This is a genomic window from Erythrobacter sp. SCSIO 43205, assembly GCF_019904235.1.
Lineage (GTDB): Bacteria > Pseudomonadota > Alphaproteobacteria > Sphingomonadales > Sphingomonadaceae > Erythrobacter.
In genome coordinates this window covers 322,405-342,192 of record NZ_CP063202.1, presented here as the reverse complement: position 1 = coordinate 342,192, position 19,788 = coordinate 322,405, and the positions used below count along the sequence as shown (strand labels likewise).

General features: G+C 58.2%; 18 protein-coding genes. 5 read left to right on the top strand and 13 right to left on the bottom strand.

Annotated elements, in window-relative coordinates; translation table 11 throughout:
• Window positions 1-71: 71 nt before the first annotated feature.
• Complete coding sequence (locus INR77_RS01750; protein WP_370632266.1) at window positions 72-398, top strand: hypothetical protein; 327 nt, start codon at window positions 72-74, stop codon at window positions 396-398.
• Here the strand turns inward: INR77_RS01750 and INR77_RS01745 are convergent.
• Window positions 395-1,345 (bottom strand): L-threonylcarbamoyladenylate synthase, encoded by a 951-nt coding sequence (locus tag INR77_RS01745; protein WP_223072241.1) that lies wholly within the window; start codon window positions 1,343-1,345, stop codon window positions 395-397. The genes INR77_RS01750 and INR77_RS01745 overlap by 4 nt on opposite strands.
• Before the next feature lie 64 nt (window positions 1,346-1,409).
• Here INR77_RS01745 and INR77_RS01740 point away from each other — a divergent pair, with 64 nt between their 5' ends.
• Window positions 1,410-3,152: an acyl-CoA dehydrogenase gene (locus INR77_RS01740; RefSeq protein ID WP_223072240.1), complete on the top strand. Its 1,743-nt coding sequence runs from the start codon at window positions 1,410-1,412 to the stop codon at window positions 3,150-3,152.
• An 11-nt stretch (window positions 3,153-3,163) separates the two neighbouring features.
• Complete coding sequence (locus INR77_RS01735) at window positions 3,164-3,985, top strand: DUF815 domain-containing protein (RefSeq protein ID WP_223072239.1); 822 nt, start codon at window positions 3,164-3,166, stop codon at window positions 3,983-3,985.
• Window positions 3,986-3,992: 7 nt separating this feature from the next.
• Here INR77_RS01735 and INR77_RS01730 read toward each other — a convergent pair whose 3' ends face one another.
• Complete coding sequence (locus tag INR77_RS01730) at window positions 3,993-5,477, bottom strand: sorbosone dehydrogenase family protein (protein ID WP_223072238.1); 1,485 nt, start codon at window positions 5,475-5,477, stop codon at window positions 3,993-3,995.
• Window positions 5,478-5,559: 82 nt separating this feature from the next.
• Between INR77_RS01730 and INR77_RS01725 the strand changes: the two genes are divergently transcribed.
• Complete coding sequence (locus tag INR77_RS01725; RefSeq protein ID WP_223072237.1) at window positions 5,560-6,057, top strand: GAF domain-containing protein; 498 nt, start codon at window positions 5,560-5,562, stop codon at window positions 6,055-6,057.
• A 186-nt stretch (window positions 6,058-6,243) separates the two neighbouring features.
• On the top strand, window positions 6,244-7,212 hold the full coding sequence (locus tag INR77_RS01720) for a hypothetical protein (protein WP_223072236.1): 969 nt from the start codon (window positions 6,244-6,246) through the stop codon (window positions 7,210-7,212).
• Between the two features lie 19 nt (window positions 7,213-7,231).
• On the opposite strand, the gene INR77_RS01715 is transcribed toward INR77_RS01720, so the two are convergent.
• From INR77_RS01715 to rho, 11 genes are all read right to left on the bottom strand, one after another.
• Window positions 7,232-9,982, bottom strand: coding sequence for a collagen binding domain-containing protein (locus INR77_RS01715; protein WP_223072235.1), 2,751 nt, complete (start codon window positions 9,980-9,982; stop codon window positions 7,232-7,234).
• Window positions 9,983-10,021: 39 nt separating this feature from the next.
• Complete coding sequence (locus tag INR77_RS01710) at window positions 10,022-10,858, bottom strand: molecular chaperone (RefSeq protein WP_223072234.1); 837 nt, start codon at window positions 10,856-10,858, stop codon at window positions 10,022-10,024.
• Window positions 10,859-11,078: 220 nt separating this feature from the next.
• The gene (locus INR77_RS01705; protein WP_223072233.1) at window positions 11,079-11,627 is read right to left on the bottom strand and encodes a DUF4402 domain-containing protein; all 549 of its coding nucleotides are present in this window, start codon (window positions 11,625-11,627) and stop codon (window positions 11,079-11,081) included.
• Between the two features lie 261 nt (window positions 11,628-11,888).
• On the bottom strand, window positions 11,889-12,920 hold the full coding sequence (locus INR77_RS01700) for a ParB/RepB/Spo0J family partition protein (RefSeq protein WP_223072232.1): 1,032 nt from the start codon (window positions 12,918-12,920) through the stop codon (window positions 11,889-11,891).
• On the bottom strand, window positions 12,917-13,693 hold the full coding sequence (locus INR77_RS01695; protein WP_305040809.1) for a ParA family protein: 777 nt from the start codon (window positions 13,691-13,693) through the stop codon (window positions 12,917-12,919). The genes INR77_RS01700 and INR77_RS01695 overlap by 4 nt, the downstream gene beginning before the upstream one ends.
• Before the next feature lie 52 nt (window positions 13,694-13,745).
• Window positions 13,746-14,378 carry a 16S rRNA (guanine(527)-N(7))-methyltransferase RsmG gene (gene rsmG, locus INR77_RS01690; protein ID WP_255573864.1) on the bottom strand — a complete coding sequence of 211 codons (633 nt, stop codon included), beginning with the start codon at window positions 14,376-14,378 and terminating at the stop codon, window positions 13,746-13,748.
• Window positions 14,375-16,228 (bottom strand): tRNA uridine-5-carboxymethylaminomethyl(34) synthesis enzyme MnmG, encoded by a 1,854-nt coding sequence (mnmG, locus tag INR77_RS01685; RefSeq protein ID WP_223073354.1) that lies wholly within the window; start codon window positions 16,226-16,228, stop codon window positions 14,375-14,377. The genes rsmG and mnmG overlap by 4 nt, the downstream gene beginning before the upstream one ends.
• Window positions 16,229-16,307: 79 nt before the next feature.
• Complete coding sequence (gene mnmE / locus INR77_RS01680; protein ID WP_223072231.1) at window positions 16,308-17,594, bottom strand: tRNA uridine-5-carboxymethylaminomethyl(34) synthesis GTPase MnmE; 1,287 nt, start codon at window positions 17,592-17,594, stop codon at window positions 16,308-16,310.
• Window positions 17,595-17,628: 34 nt separating this feature from the next.
• Window positions 17,629-17,898 carry a DUF6489 family protein gene (locus INR77_RS01675; protein WP_223072230.1) on the bottom strand — a complete coding sequence of 90 codons (270 nt, stop codon included), beginning with the start codon at window positions 17,896-17,898 and terminating at the stop codon, window positions 17,629-17,631.
• A 60-nt stretch (window positions 17,899-17,958) separates the two neighbouring features.
• Window positions 17,959-18,351 (bottom strand): BLUF domain-containing protein, encoded by a 393-nt coding sequence (locus INR77_RS01670; protein WP_223072229.1) that lies wholly within the window; start codon window positions 18,349-18,351, stop codon window positions 17,959-17,961.
• Window positions 18,352-18,381: 30 nt separating this feature from the next.
• Window positions 18,382-19,647, bottom strand: a complete 1,266-nt coding sequence (gene rho, locus INR77_RS01665) for a transcription termination factor Rho (protein ID WP_223072228.1) — start codon at window positions 19,645-19,647, stop codon at window positions 18,382-18,384.
• Between the last annotated feature and the right edge of the window lie 141 nt (window positions 19,648-19,788).

Genomic DNA, 19,788 nt, shown 5'->3' with positions numbered 1-19,788 from the left:
CGTACGCCCGCAGTCAGGAATAGTCCTGCTTGCATGATCGCTCGTCTTGCGAGACACTTTGGCCCATGCGCATGACTCCATTCCTGGCCCTGGCCCTTGCCGGTATCTCGCTCACCCTCTCTGGCTGTCTTGCCCGAACGGCTGCCAATGTGGTCACTGCGCCCGTGCGGGTGGGTGCGAAAGCGGTGGACCTTGCAACCACCAGCCAGTCGGAGGCCGATGAAAAGCGCGGGCGCGAGATCCGTCGCCGCGAAGAACGCCTGGGCAGGTTGGAGCGTGAATATGAACAGCAGCGCGAGGATTGCTACGACGGTGATCGACGCGCCTGTGACGAAGCGCGCAAAACCGCTGAGGAAATCGACGAGCTTTTGCCGCAAGTCCCTTATGAACCGCGTTAGGATGCAGTAGCTGCGCGCCGCAATCGGTCATTGATCGCCAGACCGATGCCATCGTCGGGAATCGGAGCAATGGCAATGCGCGGCTTGTCCGATGCGGCGGCCTGATGAAGACATTCGTACAGATTGGCTGCCGCCCTCGCCAAATCGCCCTTGTCCGACAAATTGCAGTCCCCACGAACCGCGCCAAAGCCGATGAAAAACTCGTCTGGCGCAACTTCTTGGGCATTTCGCCTCAGGGGTTTGCCGGGCGAATAATGACGCGCGGTTTGCCCTGGGGCTTCGATTTTGGCTTTTTCTTGCACGGTTTGGGGGCCGAGCACCTCTTCAAGCGCTTTGGTGGTGATCGGGCCGGGGCGCAGCAGATTCCATCTGCCCCCCTCTCGTAGCGCAATGATGGTCGATTCAAGCCCATCATGCGTTGGGCCGCCGTCAATCACCGCTGGGCACCGCCCTTCAAGCGAGGCGATCACGTGTTCGGGCCGCGTAGGGCTCACCTCTTCGCTGCGATTGGCGGATGGGGCGGCGAGTGGGAATGGAAGGCGCTCCAGAAGGTGCTGCATCACCGGATGCGCAGGGGCTCTTAATGCGATGGTCGCAAGGCCAGCGCTCACCGCCTTTGCAAGTCCCGCCTCCTCTCGCATCGGCAGAACAAGCGTCAAAGGCCCCGGCCAAAATCGCCTCGCCACATCGCGTGCCCGATTGTCGAAGTGGGCAAAGCGCTCCGCCTGCTCAAGATCCTTCACATGAACAATCAGTGGATTGAAGCTTGGTCGGCCTTTGGCGGCATAGATAGCCGCTACCGCCTCTGCGCTATCGGCACGCGCGGCAAGCCCATAAACCGTTTCGGTTGGCACAGCGACAAGGCCGCCCTCGGTCAGAATCGCAACCGCGTGGGCGAACCCTTCATCCGTGGGCGCTAGCTGTTGCGTAACGTTCTTGCGAGCCATGCAATCGCGCTATATCTGATGCGCAACCTTGCCAAGCACACTTTCATAATCAGGACGATTTCGCGTGACCCCATACACCCCGCCCACTCAGGACCAATTGCTCGCCATTCGTGTGAACGCAGGCATCGAAGACCTCGCTAAGACTGAGACATTCGCAGCTGCCGAAAGCGATCTGGTTGAAGCAATCGTTGAAGGCGTGGGTCAGTTTGCAGCAGGCGAATTCGCGCCGCTCAATCGCATTGGCGATCTTGAAGGTGCAAAACTTGAGAACGGCGTGGTGCGCCTGCCCGATGGGTTCAAGGAAGCGTACCAAGGATATGTTGAGCAAGGATGGAACTCGATCAGCAGCTCAACCGATTTTGGCGGACAGGGCCTTCCCTTTACTCTGTCGTGCAATGTGCTCGAAAATCTTGGTGCGGCCAATATGGCTTTCAGCCTCCTGCCGATGCTGTCAGTGGGCGCGATTGAAGCGCTCGAACACCATGGGACCGATGCGCAAAAAGCGCTCTACCTGCCCGACCTTGTGAGCGGGAAATGGTCAGGCACGATGAACCTCACCGAACCTGCTGCGGGCAGCGATGTCGGCGCGCTGCGTTCGACCGCTGAACCGATCACCGAAGGGGAGCACGCGGGCAAATACAAGATCAAGGGCCAGAAGATCTACATCACCTGGGGCGATCACAGCCTCGCAGAAAACATCATCCACCTCGTGCTCGCCCGGCTCCCTGGCGCGCCCGAAGGATCGCGCGGGATCTCGCTTTTTGTAGTGCCGAAGTATCATGTGAACGCGGACGGGTCGCTTGGCCCCCACAACGACCTTCGCCCGGTGAGCCTTGAACACAAGCTTGGCATCAACGCCTCACCCACTTGCGTCATGTCCTATGGCGACAATGATGAGTGTATCGGTGAACTGGTCGGCGCGGAGAATAAAGGCCTCGCCTGTATGTTCACGATGATGAACAATGCGCGGATCAATGTCGGCAATCAGGGCGTGCAGATCGGTGAGCGCGCTACGCAGCAAGCAATTGCTTACGCGATGGAGCGGGTGCAATCGGCGCGCGCAGGGTCGCCCGACAAGAGCCCTGTTGCAATTGTCGAACACCCCGATGTGCGCCGCATGATCCTTCGCATGAAAGCCCTCACCGAAGGCGCACGGGCGCTGCTTTATTACTGCTCTGGTCAAGTCGACCGCGGCACCTTGGGCGATAAAGGCGCGGCTGCGAGGGCCGAAGTGCTTGTGCCGCTTTTGAAAGCGTGGGGCACCGATGTCGGCGTCGAAGTCGCTGGCCTTGGCGTTCAAATCCACGGCGGGATGGGCTTCGTCGAAGAAACGGGGGCAGCGCAGCACTGGCGCGATTCGCGGATTGCCCCGATTTACGAGGGAACCAACGGTATTCAGGCCGCTGACCTTGTCACACGCAAGCTTGGCCTTGAAGGGGGTGAGGCGCTGCTTGGCCTTCTTGCTGATATTGCCCGCGATGCCTCTGATGAGCCTGCGCTCGCGAGCCTTGCAAAAGATTGCACCGCGATTGCGCAGTGGATGCGTGACGAGGCAAGCCTTGATGACAGGCTTGCAGGGAGCGTCCCCTTCACCACCATGTTCGCCGTCGCTGTTGCTGGATGGCAGTTGATGAAGCAGGCGCAGGCGGTGGCGGGCGGCGCAAGCCCGGCTTTGGCTGAGACAAAACCCGTAACCGCTCGCTTTTTCCTCGACCGTATCGTGCCAGAAGCCGCAGGCCTTAAAGCAAGCGCGACCGCTGGCTCTGAAGGGCTTTACGCGCTGTCACCCGAAGCCCTTGTCGGCTAAGGAAAGCCGGGATGAGCGATTACGGCGAGGTCTTGGTGCGCATTGCAGCGGCGCTGGAACGGCTCGCCCCTGAGCCTGCGCCCCCTGTCAACTGGCTCGATCACCCCGCCTATGTCTGGTCAGATGAAGGCGCTCACGCTTTAGAGGAGCTGGACGCCCTTCCGGTTGAGCGCCTTTGCGGGATCGACGCGCAAAAACAAGCGGTCCATCGCAACCTTGAGCGGCTAAGCTCGGGCGCGGCCTCACACGATATGTTGCTATGGGGCGCACGCGGCATGGGCAAGTCCGCCCTCATACGCGCCTGCACCGGCAACCTTCAGCAAAACGGAGGCGAAATCGCACTTGTGCAAGTTAATGCCAGCGGTTTTGCGCGCATTTCCCAATTGATTGAAGCGCTGGCAAAACGCCCTCGCGCCTTTGTCCTGTTCATTGATGATCTTGGCTTTGACGAGGGGGATTTGCAGGGCAATCTGGCATTGCGCAGTCTGCTTGATGGCGGCGCGTTGGGGCGCCCTGCGAATATCCGGGTCGCGGTCACATCCAACCGACGCGCTATCGTGCAAAGCGCAGCGGTCCGTCCATCAGATCTTCACGAACGCGATGAACGCGACAACGCTCTTGCGCTTGCAGACCGTTTCGGCCTGACGCTCGCGTTCCATCCATGCGATCAGGCTACCTATCTGGAGATAGTTCGCAGCTATATAGAGCCGCTAGGGCTGGAAATTGTCGCAGAGGAAGCGAACGCATTTGCAATCGCGCGCGGCAACAGGTCGGGGCGCACCGCCTATCAATACGCCTGCGAGGTTGCCGGGGCTGCTGGCCTCGCGCTTTAATAGAGGATTATTGGGCCGCTTGGGTCCGCAGATAGTCTTCCTCAAGCGCTCTTCGTGGGTCGACCAGTTCGCGGCTCGGCGGGAGGGGCTCGCCTTCAATCTCATCGATGCCAGCGCCCGGTTCGCTTGCCGGATTGATCACGCGCCAGATTATGCCTGCCGTATCGTCCGAAACCAGAAGCGCACCGTCATTTGCCCATTCAACCCATGTCGGGCGGCCTTTGGTGGTGCCATCTTCATTGAGGAAGCCAGTCAGCAGTGGCACAGGCTTGCCCACCGGATTTCCGAATTCGTCAAAGTCGACATAGACAACGTTATAGCCAGAAGGCGGCTTGCGATTCCACGATCCATGCTGTGCAACAAACGCCCCGCTTGCGAACGCATCACCCATGCGATGGCCTTCTTTGGTGAACACAAGCCCCAAAGCTGCAACGTGCGGGCCCAGCGCGAATTCGGGATAACGTGTGTACTCGATCAGGAAACGCGGGCGCGGCGCAGTCACGCGGCGGTCGACGGTGTCTTTGTAATACACCCAGGGCCAGCCATAATTCACACCAACCGGCACATTGGTGAGGTAATCAGGCACAAGGTCAGAACCCAGCATATCGCGCTCGTTGACTGTGGTCCAAAGCTCGCCTGACCATGGACTGAAATCAAGGCCGTTCGGGTTTCTGAGTCCTACGCCATAGGGACGCGCCTCAAGGCTGGTGAGCGAAAGCTCGTGGATCATCGCGCGGCCTTCTTCAATCTCCATGCCTTGTTCGCCAATATTGGAGACAGAGCCCACAGCAATGTACATCCGGTCACCATCGGGATGGACTTCGATATTGCGCATCCAGTGGCCGCCGCCGGGCGGCAAGTCCATCAGCTTGCGCGCCTCGCTGCTGACTGTGGCAGAACCAAGCTCATAATCGAAAGCCAGCACCGCATTGTGATTGGCAATATAAAGCGTGCCGTCATGCCAAGCGATGCCTGATGGCGAATCCATACCCGCCTCTGCGTCGAGCAGCACCTCCTGAATATCGGCCACTCCATCACCGTCGCGGTCGCGCAGAAGCACCACTTCGTTCGCCGATGCACCAGCCGCACCAGCAGCGGCAAAAAGCTTGTCCGCAATCCAGTTGTAAATGCTGTCGAAGAGCCCTTCATCTTCTGCATCAGAAGGCCGCTCTGGCGCACGGGTCAGGGTTACCAGCACATCACCATTGGGCAGAGTGTAAAGAACACGCGGATGATCGAGCCCCTCAGCAAAACGCCCAACGGTGAAACCCTCTGGCGCTTCAGGCGCTTCGCCTTCGTCCCAGCCTACAGGCTTGGCAATCTGGACCGTTGGAAAACTCTCTTCATTGGGTTCTTGCAGCACAGGATCGGGGCCCGTGACTGAGGCGAAATCCACATCGGCGGTGTCACCGCGCGTGAGAAAGAACAGGCCTGCTCCTGCAATCAGGAGAAAAACGACCAAAGCGATTGCGACTTTTCGAAAGATGCTCATATCGGGCGAGATAAGGCAGGGCGCAGCCCCCCGCAACCATTGAGTGCAAGAGGGCTCAAAGCGCACCGCACGAGGAAAAGTGATGTTCGATTTCAAACCCGATGCGACGGCTTCAAAAGCAGAAGTGTATCAACAATTGCTTGAAGCCGCCGATGCTCTCACCACTGGCGAGCCCGATGGGATCGCCAATATGGCCAATGTTGCAAGCCTCATGTGGGAATTCCTGCCGGACCTCAATTGGGCGGGCTTTTACCGCATGGGCACGGGCGTTTCTGGCGCAGATGAGCTGGTGCTTGGCCCTTTTCATGGCCGCCCGGCCTGTATCCGCATTCCTCTGGGCAAAGGCGTGTGCGGCGTGGCAGTCCAATCGGGTGAAACGCAGTGTATCGAAGACGTGCACAGTTTTCCCGGCCACATCGCCTGCGACGCAGCCAGCCAATCCGAGCTGGTCGTGCCGATCGTCCGCAATGGCGCGGTTATTGCCGTAATTGACCTCGATAGCCCGCGCACGGCGCGTTTTGATGATGAGGATGCCGCTGGAATTGAGGCGCTGGCAAAGCTGCTTTCTTCCCGCATTTGAGGCACTAGGCTTACAAACGCGTCCAAAGTCGCCCCGTTTCGAGACATGGGGCATCTGCCAGTTTGGAGGGACGCGCTGCGCGGTGGTAATAATTTGCTAAGCATATTTGCAAGCCGCCACACCGCGAGTCGTGCCCGGAACGTCCGGGCGCAACGAAGCTGAAGGCGGTGCAGGAAGGGAACACCGATGACACGCACCCAACTCACCAGCCTTGGCCTTATCGCGGCCAGCCTTGCGCTTCCAACAACTGCAAGCGCGCAAGACGCTCTGCCTGCCCTGCCGGAAATCCAACCGATGGGCAGCCAGGACGTGCGCGCACTTCCCTCTGATCTGCGCACAGCACCTGCCCTGCCCCAGCGGGCAAGCACCAGCTACTATGCAGCGCCCGACGCCGTGACGACGGTTGGTCCTGACGGGGTGGAGACAATCACCCGCACCCGCCGGATTGAACGCACCGCTGCCCCCATTGCCCAAACTGCTGACTACAGTGGCTACGGGCAAGGAGCCGTTTATGGACAGGGTTATGGCTACGGCTACGGTTATCCAGCCGGTGCACAGGTCTTCTCCCGCGAGGACTGGATCGACACCTGCGAAGACCGCACGCGCGGTCGCCGGGGCAAGGAAAAAGGCGGCATCATCGGCGGCCTGCTTGGCGCAATTGCAGGCGGGATCATCGGCAACCGCGCGTTTGACAGCGAACGCCTTGGCGGCACGCTCCTGGGAGCAGGTGTCGGCGGGCTTGGCGGCGTTCTTTTGGGAAGCCTCATCGGCGGTGGTCGCAATGACCGCGGCGAATATGACTGTGAAGCAGCGCTTGATGGCTACCTCACGCAATATGCGCATGGCGGACCTCAGTTCGCCGCACGCAGCATTCCTGCACCCACTTACGCACCGCCTGTCGCCGCTGCACCCGTTTATGCCGCGCCGCAATATGGCTACACCTACGCAGCGCCGCAGTATTATTACGCGCCGCCGCAGCAGATCGTCTATGTGCCGGTGGAATACCAACAACGCCAGCGTGTGGTTGTGCGCGAAACGGTGCGTGAAGAGGTGATCCCCGGCGCGACGCGCACGATCCCTGCGCCAGCTCCTCGCCCCATTAAGACCGCACCGCGCCCTATCAAAACCGCGCCGCGTTACATCAAAGGCAATTGATCCCATAAGCTTAGGGAAACTATGGCGGTCCCGCTGAGGCAATCACTTCGACGTCTTGAAGCCTGTTTTTCTCGTTCACTTTGCGAGGCCGTAGCTTCACCGTGCCAAAGCGGATGACATCATTTTCATTGCCGATGGTGAAGCGGGCATTGCCATCGCGCAGCGAGAGTTGCGGCTCAATATCCAGAGCATTGGCCGCATCTTCCGACACACGCAGGCGATATTCACCGTAAGGCACGCGCTGGAACAGGAAAAAGCCGTCAAATTCGCTGACGGTTTCTGCCGCAACCGTTCCGCGCTTGTCGATCAGTTCCAATCGCACGCCCGATTGCTCCACGCCTGTAGGGCTGAGAAGCGAGCCTTCCACTTCTCCTGTTGGTGAAATAGCCAGTTCGATCTGTGCCACAACACCGGGACGCGGAGTGATAACGATGCCTTTGCTGGCCGGGGCGAGGAATGGATCTTCAAGAGAGCTTTCATCGATCCCAACCAAAACTGGCCGGAAAGGCCTGAGCTCATCGACGATGGCCGTGCCGTTTTCGCCAGTGACCGCGTCGGTCGTGCGTAGGCCGGCTTCGACCATCACATTCTTAAGCAGCTCTTCACCCGGATCGCGGCGATTGTTGGCATTATCGTCCCTGAAAACGGTGACCGCAGCCTGGCCGTTGCGCGCGAGTTTTGCGCCCGACACCCTGATCCCGCCCGACGCAGGATCGGGCCCAAGGCTGAAGGCGGCCTGTACCCCTACGCCCACCGCACCGCTTGAGGTGACGAAGGCATCGCCGCGCAAGGAAAACTCCTTGAACCGGTGGGTGTAGCCAGCGCCAAGGCGAAATTCATCGATGTTCGCCATGTATTCAATGTCGCCTTGGAGCGTGCCCTCATCGCTAAGGTCGGTTTCAAGCCGGACGGTGGCGGTGTCGAGCCCCTTATCCTCTCCCGCCAGTCTGAAATTCGCATTTCCGCGCAGCCGCAGATTGCGCCAACGCCGATTGACGAGGAGGTTAAGATCAGTGCGGTCATTGGCAGGCCTTCCGCTATCTCTTTCATGGAAAAGCTGCGCTGACAGGGCGAGCCGCCCTGCCGTCACCGATGTCACAAGGTTGAGCGCATCGACCGTCTCGCCATTGCGCCGTTTGGCCCGGTTGAACGCCGCCTGGATCGGGAGCGAGAGACGCCCCATGCGCAAAGCAGTCGCGAAATTGACCCCACCAGTGTACTTGAACTCGTTTTCACCGAATTCGCCGCGGAAATTGCCAAAGAATACGCGAGCATTGGTGCCAAAATTGACATCACCAATCCGGCCCAAGGTGTTGAGATTGGTAACAACCCCGCCGCCAAACTCGTGCGCGGCCGCAAGCTCTACCTGCGCAAATGACAGCGCATGGGTCAGCGCTGCCTCAGTGTAGGTATAGCGGTTGTCATTGCGCACCAGATTGTGAACGCCAAAGCCAATGCTGGTCCGCTGGCTCAATCCGCGCTCAACGCCTGCGCCCCATCGCCAGTTCTGATCTTCTTGGCCCTCATTGGACTGCAGCTGAATAAGATCGCGGTTTTCTTGCAGAATTCCCGCCCAATATTGCGTTTCACCCGGCTCAATCTGGTTCATCCCAACCGGCAAGGAGGAGCGCTCGCGCCTGACCTGGCCTTGGGGGCCATACAGCACGACCTCAAATTCATTGCGTCCAAAAAACAGGTCCACATCGAGGAACTCATAACGCCCATCAGGGCGCGACTGCTGGAACGCGATCAGCTGGCCGTTGCGATAGAGCTCTGCATCCCAGCCCGAAGGTAGCGTCCCGCGCAAAACCGTGGTGGCAAAGCGCGAGGTTTGGCCCAGCGGTCTGTTGGTGATGAAGGCGCCGCGCCCCACCCCGGTCTGACCAACCAGGCGCCCCGGTACAGTCTCGACATCGCCCACGGCGACATCGGTTGCGTCGAGCGGTCCAAGAAGGCCCCCTTCCTCATTGCTGCGATAGGCCCGCAGGCGCAGCGTTTGAGGGTTGAAATTCCGGTCAGTGCCAATGCGCGCGGTGTAACTCGCACCCAAGGCTTCACCTGCCGCGAGAAATTCGACTCTCCCGCCAACACCACTGTTGCTGCGCGCTTCGGCATCGACCACCACATCGACCGAAGGCGTTCGCCAGCTGCGATATTCCATCTTGGACGAAGGATATTGCGAGAGGTCAAAGTTCACATTGCGCGGGCGAATACGCTCGGCGCGCTTACGCCGCTCAATCGCCTGCATGAAGGGCAGATCGGTATTCGATTCAATTCTCACCGCTGCATTGTACAAATCGGGTTTGAAAGTGACGCCAAACCACCGTGACAAGGCATCTGTATCGACACACCATCCTTCGGGCGTGTCATAAATATCCTTGGCGAGCGGGATTTCGCCAGTGTTCATGTTTTGTACTGTATTAGCTTCACGGTCGATCGTGATTTCCTGATCTTCTGCGAACAACCAACCAGTTGCGCGGCGCGACTTTTTATCAATGCGCACAGGCAAATCGAGCGTTTGGATCACGTCAGCCAAATCAAGACACACGCCGCGGTCGGTCTGATAACCGCGCACGTCGAGGGCCAGCCTGTGGTTCTTGATCTGCATCTGAAGGTAGAGGAAGTCATCGTCATTGGCTTGCCAGCCGCTATTGGACGATGACGTGTTTGAGGATTGCGCCTCAGCCGGGCTCGCTAACGCAAACGAGCCAAGCGCCGCTGCGGTGAACGCAGCGACGCTTAGAATTCGTTGGCGAAAGGGCGTTTTCATCAGGCGAACTCGGCCTTTTCAGGCCTTCACGATCAGCGTTCAGCCGATCACTCCATCAACCGCCGCGATCAGGGCCCCGCCCTTTTCTTCGAGCTCGCGATATTCAATCCGCGCTGGTCCGCGCAAAGCCGCGGCCTGCTCTTCGGTCAGATTGATGCGCACCTTGCGCGAGCCAACTTCGGGATAAACCGCAATGCCGCCAGCAAGGACGATGGGATCAGGAAGACCCGGCTTCACAATGCTGAGCACGCCATAGGTCGAACTTTCGCCCGTGCGTTCAATCGTCATGGCCAGCTCAGGGCCTTTGTCGCCTTGAACGATGGAAGGCTGGGTCAATGCAACCTGCGCCTCAACCTTGCCGTGGCGCACGATAATCGGAATGGTGATACCATAGATCGGGATCAGACGAAGGGTGACGCCTTCGCTTTGCGTCTCCTCTTGCGTCACCTCGGTTGGGCGCGGGATGGCTTTGAAAGACATATGCACGCGGTATTCGCCATCAGGCAGATCTGCGCCTGGGCGCGCGGAGAGGCGCACAGCTTGTGGCTGACCCGGCGGCAGACTGATCCGGCGCGGCGCATAGCGGATCATGCCAAGCGCTGCCTCTTCCGTCTCGTTCGCGTCGACCTTTTCGACCGGTTCCAAGCGGCCATCCTCGGTCATCCGACGCAGATCGAGGCCAATGCGATAGGTAGCCTCTTGGGCACCGATATTGCTCAAAATCACCTCGGTCCCGCGCGATCCATCAAGGATAACCCGCGTCGGTGCGACGAGAAGATCGCCCTGGGCCTGCGCTGGAACGGTGATGGAAAGCGCAGCAAAGGCCGCAAAACTGGCTGCGATTGTTGTAAAATTTCGCAATGACTTCAGAAACATAACTATCTTAGCTCCCTTGAACGGAAGCCCCATCCACCAAGGCCTTCCGCGTAGTTTCACGTAAGGTTGGTAAGCAAGCATGGTTAAGATTGGTTAAAGACACGGGCCCAAATCGAGGCGCCTCAACACGCAAAAAGCCGCAGCCCTTGAGTAAGAGCTGCGGCCTTTGTGATCTCTCGGAGCGCTACCAGCCAGAGCTGGCGCACTTCGCAATCAAGGATTACTGGTATTCAACGGTTACGTTGAACGAACCAAGGTAAGTGCCGGCAATCTCAGTGCCATCGAGTTGGATCGTGCCACCAACGCCGAACTGCTCGTTACCGCTAAAGCTGGCGAAACCGCCTGCTGCGCTGTCTGTCAGAGCGACGAGTTCAATGTTGTGGTTTGCAGCAGTCGAACCAACGTTGCCAGTGTGCGTGAGCGTCGTGCCGTTTGCAGCAACGTCTTCAAGCGAGATAGCAACAGTGGTGTTTGCAGCCCCAGTTACGGTGAAGAGCGCTTGCTGTTCTGCGCCAAGTGGGCCGCAGATCACGTCACCGCTACAAGTGCGAGCGCCAGTTGCGTCGACAACGACATCGCCACCGGTCGAACCGTTGTTTACGATAAGCGAACCGAAATCGAGAGCCTGGTCATTGGTGAGCTGAAGCGCTGCGAGAACTTCTGCGCGAGCGTCGGCAGCTTCGGTAACTTGTGCGCTTGCTGCGGTACCCATGCCAGCAGCAGCGAAGAGTGCGACGCCAGCGACGGCAGTGCGAAAAGTCTTGGTCATTAGTGGTCCTTCCGAAAGTGTAGTCTCTTTTTCCCGTTTGCTGGAGCGGTTCGGGAAGCACCCTCGCGACCCTTCGCGAATCATTGCACCTAACCGTCCAACCGAACGCGGGATTGCCCCTGTTCGTGGGATCTAAGTAGAGTTACGGAGTTCCGCTTTCGTTTGTGATTATGGTTAACAGCCAAGTAAGGATTGCGCGGACCAAGCAGCAACCCTTTGGAAAATTGGGATTTTCTTCGAGAAATCCGAGCGGAATTCGGATTAAAAATCGCCCCCCGTCAGGCGCTGGCAGACGAGATCGAGCTGATCAAGAGAGCCATATCGGATGCTAATTTCACCCGATCGTGGGTCCGAATCGGATTTAATTCGCACTTTAAGCCCGAGAAACTCCTCCAGATGGCGTTGAACAGCAACAATATCAGCGTCTTCGCCTGACGCTGGCAGAGGGTTGGAGGTTTCTTTGGTCGCACCAATTTGCTTGGCAACCTTGCGAACCAGCTTTTCGATTTCGCGAACTGAGAGGTTATCATTCACCGCCTTTTCGGCGAGCGCTGCAGCGTCATCGTTACCGACGAGGGCCCGCGCGTGGCCCATGGACAGCTTGCCCGCCTCGACCAGATCCAGAACAGCCTCAGGCAGACCGAGAAGGCGCTGAATATTGGCCACGTGGCTGCGTGATTTTTCAACCATGCGCGCAATTTCTGCCTGCGTCATACCTTCATCCTCAGCAAGACGCTGATACGCCCTGGCCTCTTCAACCGGGTTCAGATCCTCGCGCTGAAGGTTTTCAATGAGCGCCAGCGCCATAACTTCACGGTCGGAAAGCTCGCGCACCAGCGCCGGCATTTCATGGAGCCGCGCCTTTTGCGCAGCGCGCCAACGTCGCTCGCCTGCCACAAGCTCGTACTTACCGTTGGATTTAGGCCGCACGATAATGGGCTGAATAACGCCGCGCGCTGCGATTGAGGCCGCAAGCTCTTCAAGTGCAGTTTCGTCAAAATGCTTGCGCGGGTTGCCGGGAAGAGGAGAGATCGAGGCGATGGGGAGTGATTTGAGTGGTGACCCTGCGGGAAGCCCTCCGCCTGATTGTGCGGCTGACTGCTCTGATGGTCCCGCACCTTGGCGATCCGAAGCCCCACTCGCATTCCCGGTTCCACCTTGTGTCACCAACGGCTCTTCGCGCTTGGTTTCACCCAGCAGTGCACCCAAGCCTTTGCCCAGCTTCTTCTTGCGATCAGCCGCTTTGCGTTGGGGAACGGTGAATTGGATGGAATCAGTGGATTTGCCGCTCATGCTGCCTGCCTCTCAGGTGGGAATCGTCCGATAAGTTCGCGCGCGAGCGCAATGTAAGCGCGACTGCCAACGCAGCTGTGGTCGTAAACCAGCGCCGGAAGTCCATGGCTCGGCGCCTCAGACAGGCGCACATTGCGCGGAATAACCGTCTCAAACACCAGGTCACCAAGGCAATCGCGCACATCATCCGACACTTGATCGGTCAAACGATTGCGCCGGTCATACATGGTGAGCGCAACGCCAATGATGTTGAGGTCAGGGTTGAACAATTGCTGCACCCGTTCAACCGTCTGCAGAAGCTGGCTAAGGCCTTCCAGAGCGAAAAATTCACACTGAAGTGGCACGAGGATTGAATCGGCAGCACAAAGCGCATTCAAAGTCAGCAGGCCAAGCGACGGCGGGCAATCAATAAAGCAAATATCGTGGTCCTGGTGGTTGCGCAAAGCATTGCGCAAACGCTCGGTTCGCTCGTCCACCGACACCAATTCGACCTCTGCACCGCTCAAATCAACCGTCGCGGGCACGATATCAAGGCCGGGAATGGACGTTTCGGCCGTGGCCTCTGCGATTGGGAGCTCTTCAACGAGAAGGTCATAGCTTGACACCTCTCGAGTATCAGCATCCACCCCCAAGCCGGTTGACGCATTGCCCTGCGGATCAAGGTCGATGAGAAGAGTACGCCAGCCCGTTGCCGCCATCGCTGTCGCCATATTGATAGCGGTCGTGGTTTTACCCACACCACCCTTTTGATTGGCAATGGCAATTGTCAGCACGATATGCTCCCTCCATAGTCTCATCGCGAGGCGCTTGCAGCCAATTTTTGGCCTATTTGCTCACGATGATACCTGCATCGGCGTCCGTCAACGAGTGTTTCACGTGAAACATCTTGCGAATCGACGGTTTCGCCACTTCTAATTCGTGCGCCGCCGAACGGCCTTTGGGCAAGACGTATCGCGTGGCACTTGTGGAGAAGGGTGCGGATAAACGCAGAAGTTTGTCCAAAGGAGCAAAGGCGCGTGCCGAAATGATACCGGCATGAAAGGGGGAAACCTGCTCAAGCCGCTTTGCCTCAACCCTGCAATTTTCAAGTGCGAGCTTGCGCACACACTCGTCCAGGAAGTCCACCCGGCGCTTGCGGGATTCGACGAGAACGACAGGGATTTGCGGCCTCAGAATTGCTATCACCAACCCCGGCAACCCCGGCCCTGTCCCAAGGTCCAGCCATGGGCCCGCCAGCTCTGCCGGTTCCGAGATACACTCGAGCAGCTGCGCACTGTCGGCAATATGACGAAGCCAAAGGTTGGCTTCGCTCGGGCGGCTAATTAAATTCTGCTTCTGGTTTTCGGCAAGCAACATCTCAACGTAACGTTCGAGACGCTCAAAATCGCTGCGATCGGCAAGGGCCTCGACATATCCCCTCGCCTCTTCCTCGCTCTTGAGAATGGTCTGCACACTCACGCAGCAGCCTGCCACCGGCGTGCGTGCACCAATAGCGCCGAAAGCGCAGCTGGCGTGATACCCGGAACACGTCCCGCAGCAGCGAGATTGATGGGGGCTGCCTTTGCGAGACGTTCAACCATTTCGTTTGAAAGGCCGGGAACGTCTCCATAAGGGAAATCGGGAGCCAGCGCCAAACCTTCGCTGGCACGCAAATCCCTCAACTCAGCCTCCTGACGCGCAAGATAGGGAGCGTAGGCAGCATCTTCCGCCATCTCCTCCAACAGATCACTGTCCAGCTCGTATAGATCACCAATCCAAGGCTTTAGTATTTTGAGCGTCACCCCGCCGTGACGAAGCCAGTCGCCTACAGGTTTCTCACCCCCGTCGCGCCGAACATTGACGCCCGCATTAGCCAAGTCGCGCGAATGTATGGTGCGCTCAAACAATCCAGCGAATGTTTCACGTGAAACAGCGCGAGCTTCGAACCACTTGCGCCGTTCTTCGCTGATACAACCCACCTCAAGTCCGAGTGCAGTCAACCGCGTCGAGGCGTTGTTGGCGCGCAGGCGCAAGCGATATTCAGCACGCGATGTCAGCATTCGATACGGTTCGCTCACACCCTGCAACGTCAGATCGTCGATCATCACGGCTATGTAAGAATTTGCCCGGTCAAGCCGCGGAGCCTTCTTGCCAAGCTGTGCGGCAGCCGCCTCAAGGCCAGCGATCAAGCCCTGGGCTGCGGCCTCCTCATAGCCCGTCGTCCCATTGATCTGTCCTGCGCAATAGAGGCCCGGAATGGCCCTAAGCTGAAGATCAGGCGTTAAAGCGCGCGGATCAATATGATCATATTCCACCGCGTAGCCTGGCACAGCCATTTCGACCTGCTCCAACCCCGGCATCGCGCGCAGCATATCTCGCTGTACATCGACGGGAAGCGAAGTGCTTATCCCATTGGGATAAATAAGATGCGTATCGAGGCCCTCAGGCTCAAGGAATATCTGGTGCCCATCGCGATCGCCAAAGCGGTGAATCTTGTCTTCGATAGACGGGCAATAGCGCGGGCCCGCTGCTCCAATCGCGCCTGAAAACAAAGGGGAGCGATCAAGGTTGCGCCGGATAATATCGTGCGCTTCATGCGTTGTGCGTGTGATCCCGCAGAAAACCTGCGGGTTTGCCCTCCGCTTGGTGAGCGGCGACATAGTCCAGTGCTCGTTGTCAGAGTGTTGCTCGTCAAGCGTTGCCCAATCGATGGTGCGTCCATCGAGACGTGGTGGCGTGCCCGTTTTAAGGCGCGCCATCGGCAAATCAGCACCGCGAAGCTGCTCAGCAAGCCGGGTTGCGGCATTTTCTCCGATACGCCCGCCCTCAAATCGTTCTTCGCCCCGGAACAAGACGCCCCCAAGGAAAGTGCCGGTACACAATATCACACGCTCGGCATTCAGAACGCTGCCATCGGCGAGCTCTAGTCCACCGACCCTGCCCCCGGTCAAAACCAATGCTGCTGCTTCGCCCTCGATCAACTCAAGTTGATCCTGCGCGCGAACCAATCTTTGCACCTCAGCCTTGAACAGTGTGCGGTCGGCCTGAACCCTTGGCCCCCATACGGCGCTGCCCTTGGACCGATTGAGCATTCGATAATGAATTGCCCCCGCATCGGCCGCGCGTCCCAGCACCCCGTCCAGTGCATCAACCTCGCGCACCAAATGCCCTTTGCCGAGCCCGCCGATCGCTGGATTACAACTCATCGCGCCAATGGCGTTGAGATCAAAACTCACAAGACCGGTGCGCGCACCCATTCGAGCCGACGCGCACGCGGCTTCCACTCCGGCGTGACCACCGCCGATAACAAGGACATCATACCTTTGCATGGCCTGCCAAATAGGCGCTCCCATGCCCCTCGTCAAAGATGTTTCACGTGGAACACGGGCTCAGCGGGCCTGGGGCTAGCTATTTACCGATGCAGAAACGGCCAAAGAGCGCATCAAGCATATCTTCCGTCGTCGAACGGCCGATCAACTGATCAAACGCCAATCGGGCCCGCCTGAGCTCCTCACCGATCAAAAGAAGATCATCCATACTCGCTATGAAAGAAAGCGCCTCATGTGCTTCTTGCAATCGCGCGTGTTGCCTTGCATTGAGAGCTGTCTCCCCCGGCTTTGGCAAACGGCCACGTGCGTATTCGACAAGCGCCTGTTTCAGTTCGCTCACACCTGTGTTGGCTTTGGCGGAAATTGTATAATCGGCCCGATCCTTAGCGACAAAGTCAGGACTATCCGAACGAGCTGCGATTTCCCACGCCCCGCAAGGGCCCTTCCCTTCCGACCCCAGCCAGAGGACAAGATCAGCGCGCGCAAATTCACCCTGAGCCCGCGATATGCCGATGGCTTCGATTTCTTCGGCACCCTCATCCCTGAGGCCGGCTGTGTCGATAAAGACGAAAGGAACACCTGCAATGGCAACGCTGCGCTCGATCACGTCGCGCGTGGTGCCTGCAATGGGCGAAGTGATTGCGGCTTCGCTTTCAACCAAGGCGTTGAACAAGGTTGATTTGCCGCAATTGGGTGGACCGCCAAGAACCACGCGAAAGCCATCCTTGAGCCGTTCTGACCTTGGCCTGTCGAGCCAGTCGCAGATGTGTGCGGCCAAGGCGCTGACATCGGCGGCAAAGCTGGCCGGCACCCCGCTCACATCGTCTTCGTCCGAAAAGTCGAGTGCAGCTTCAATCTGCGCGGACAACCGCAGCACTGTATCACGCCAAGCTTCAACCTGCCCCGATAAGGCGCCGCCGGCACTGGCAATTGCAGCCGCGCGTTGAAGTTCGGTTTCTGCTTCGAGAAGGTCGGCAAGCCCTTCTGCTTCTGCCAAATCAAGCCGCCCATTGGCAAAAGCACGGCGCGTAAACTCCCCCTCTTGTGCAGGGCGCAGTCCTTGCATCGTCGCAAGCTCAGCACAAACCGCAGCAAGCACCGCACGGCCCCCGTGACAGTGAAGCTCAGCCAGATCCTCTCCTGTCGCGGTTGCGGGACCGGGAAACCATAGCACCAGAGCTTCATCGAGCACGTCGCCCCGCTTCGAGCGCAATTTAGCCAAAGACGCGCGCCGTGGGGCAATATCACGGCCTGTTAAGGCGCAAAGCGCCTGCCCCGCGCTTGGCCCGCTCACCCGGATAACGCCGATCGCAGCGGGCGGACTGCCGCTCGACACAGCAAAAATGGTCTGGGTGGTGGCGGTCATGCAAAAGCCCCAGGGGTCAAGGCGCTCAAATGGGTCAGCCTTTGGATGATTTTGAACCCGATGACCCGCTGCCGCCCGCCGCGCGCATTCCACCTTCGACAAAACTTTGGAAGAGTTTGAGGCCCGCCTGGCCCATAGGCGCAATCATCTGACCCATTTCCAGAAGCTGTGCAGGATTTTGAGCGTTCTCGACCGCCTTAGTCATGCCATCGACAAACGCCTTGTTTGCCTCGCTCACATCCGGAAGCCCCATGAATTCACGCGCCTCTTGCGGGGTGCAGTCGATCTCAATGTTGATCTTCATGGTCGCTCCTGATGTTTGGTTTGCCCTTCGACCGGACAAAGTGCGGTTGGTTGAACCCAATCAATTCAGCATTGCGAAGTTCAAGACCAGCTTGCGAATGGCGGGATCAATCGTGGCAGGCAGCTCTTCTTCAAGACGCTGTTGACGGACTTCAATCGCTTCAGAAATCGCAATCAGTTTCATCGCCCAATCAGGGCAAACGCGCTGTTCAACATCGTCCTTGTGCATGACAAGAACGCCGGAGTGGCGTTTATCGGTTTCAATCACCGACATCAGCCGATCAAGACGCTCGCCCTGCCCTTCAAGCAATTGCAGGAAATTGCGGCCATTATAAAGCAACAGGCCGGTCACGTCCTGCTCAGCATTGTTGCGTGCACAGGTTTCAAGGATGGCGTTCACCTCCTCGCGCGAAAGGCCCACCGCAGTGCTGATATAAACATACTGCTTGATCAAGGCTTTATCCCCTCCCAAGACCAGATCCGATCACTGATTCATCGTATCGAAGAAATCTTCGTTTGTCTTGGAATCCTTCATCTTGTCGAGCAGGAATTCCATCGCATCTACGGTGCCCATCTGCATGAGGATGCGGCGAAGCACCCACATCTTGGAAAGCTTGTCCTTCTCGACCAGCAGCTCTTCCTTACGCGTGCCCGATTTGCCCACATCGAGCGCCGGGAAGATGCGTTTGTCGGAAACCTTGCGATCAAGCACAATTTCAGAGTTACCGGTGCCTTTGAACTCTTCGAAGATCACTTCGTCCATGCGGCTGCCAGTATCAATCAGCGCGGTGGCGATGATCGAAAGCGAACCACCCTCTTCGATGTTACGCGCCGCACCAAAAAAGCGCTTGGGCCGTTGCAGTGCATTGGCGTCAACACCACCGGTCAGAACCTTGCCCGAAGACGGCACCACGGTGTTGTAAGCACGGCCAAGACGCGTGATCGAATCGAGCAGGATCACGACATCGTGCTTGTGCTCGACTAGGCGCTTTGCCTTTTCAATCACCATTTCAGCGACTTGGACGTGACGCTGCGCTGGTTCGTCGAAAGTTGAGGAAATCACCTCACCGTTTACGCTGCGCTGCATATCGGTGACTTCTTCCGGGCGTTCATCAACTAGCAGCACCAGAAGGAAGACCTCAGGGTGATTGTCAGTGATCGCCTTTGCGATATTTTGCAGCAGAACCGTTTTACCCGTTCGCGGCGGTGCCACGATAAGGGCGCGCTGGCCTTTACCTTGCGGCGAAATAATGTCGATCACACGCGCCGATTTGTCTTTGACCGTCGGGTCAAGGGTATCGAGGCTCAGTTTTTCAGTCGGGTAAAGCGCGGTGAGGTTATCGAAGTTGGTCCGCATCCGCACAGCGCTTGGATCTTCGAAGTTCACCTGGCTGAGGCTCGTCAGCGCAAAATAGCGCTCGCCATCCTGAGGGGCACGAATTTCGCCTTCGACCGTGTCACCAGTACGAAGGCCCCATTTGCGGATTTGGTTAGGCGAAACGTAAATATCGTCCGGGCCTGCAAGATAATTCGCTTCGGGAGAACGCAGGAAGCCAAAGCCATCTTGCAGCACTTCGATCGTGCCGATGCCCATGATTTTCTCGTCATACTCCTCATCCTCGGCAAGCTCACGCAGGATCGAGAAAAGGAGGTCTTGGCGGCGCATCGTGCCTGCGGCTTCGACGCCAAGCTCTTCAGCCATAGCGACCAGATCGGCCGGAGTGCGTGCTTTTAAGTCTTTGAGATGCATGAGATTTGAAGTCCACAGGGGATGAGCCCACAGCGAAACGCCGATGGGCATAGAGGATTAGTTAGAGGCAGGCTGTTTAGTCGAACCCGCCGATGGAAAAAGTGTCCTTGAGTTATGGCAAAGGGCTTTGGGAAAGCAGAC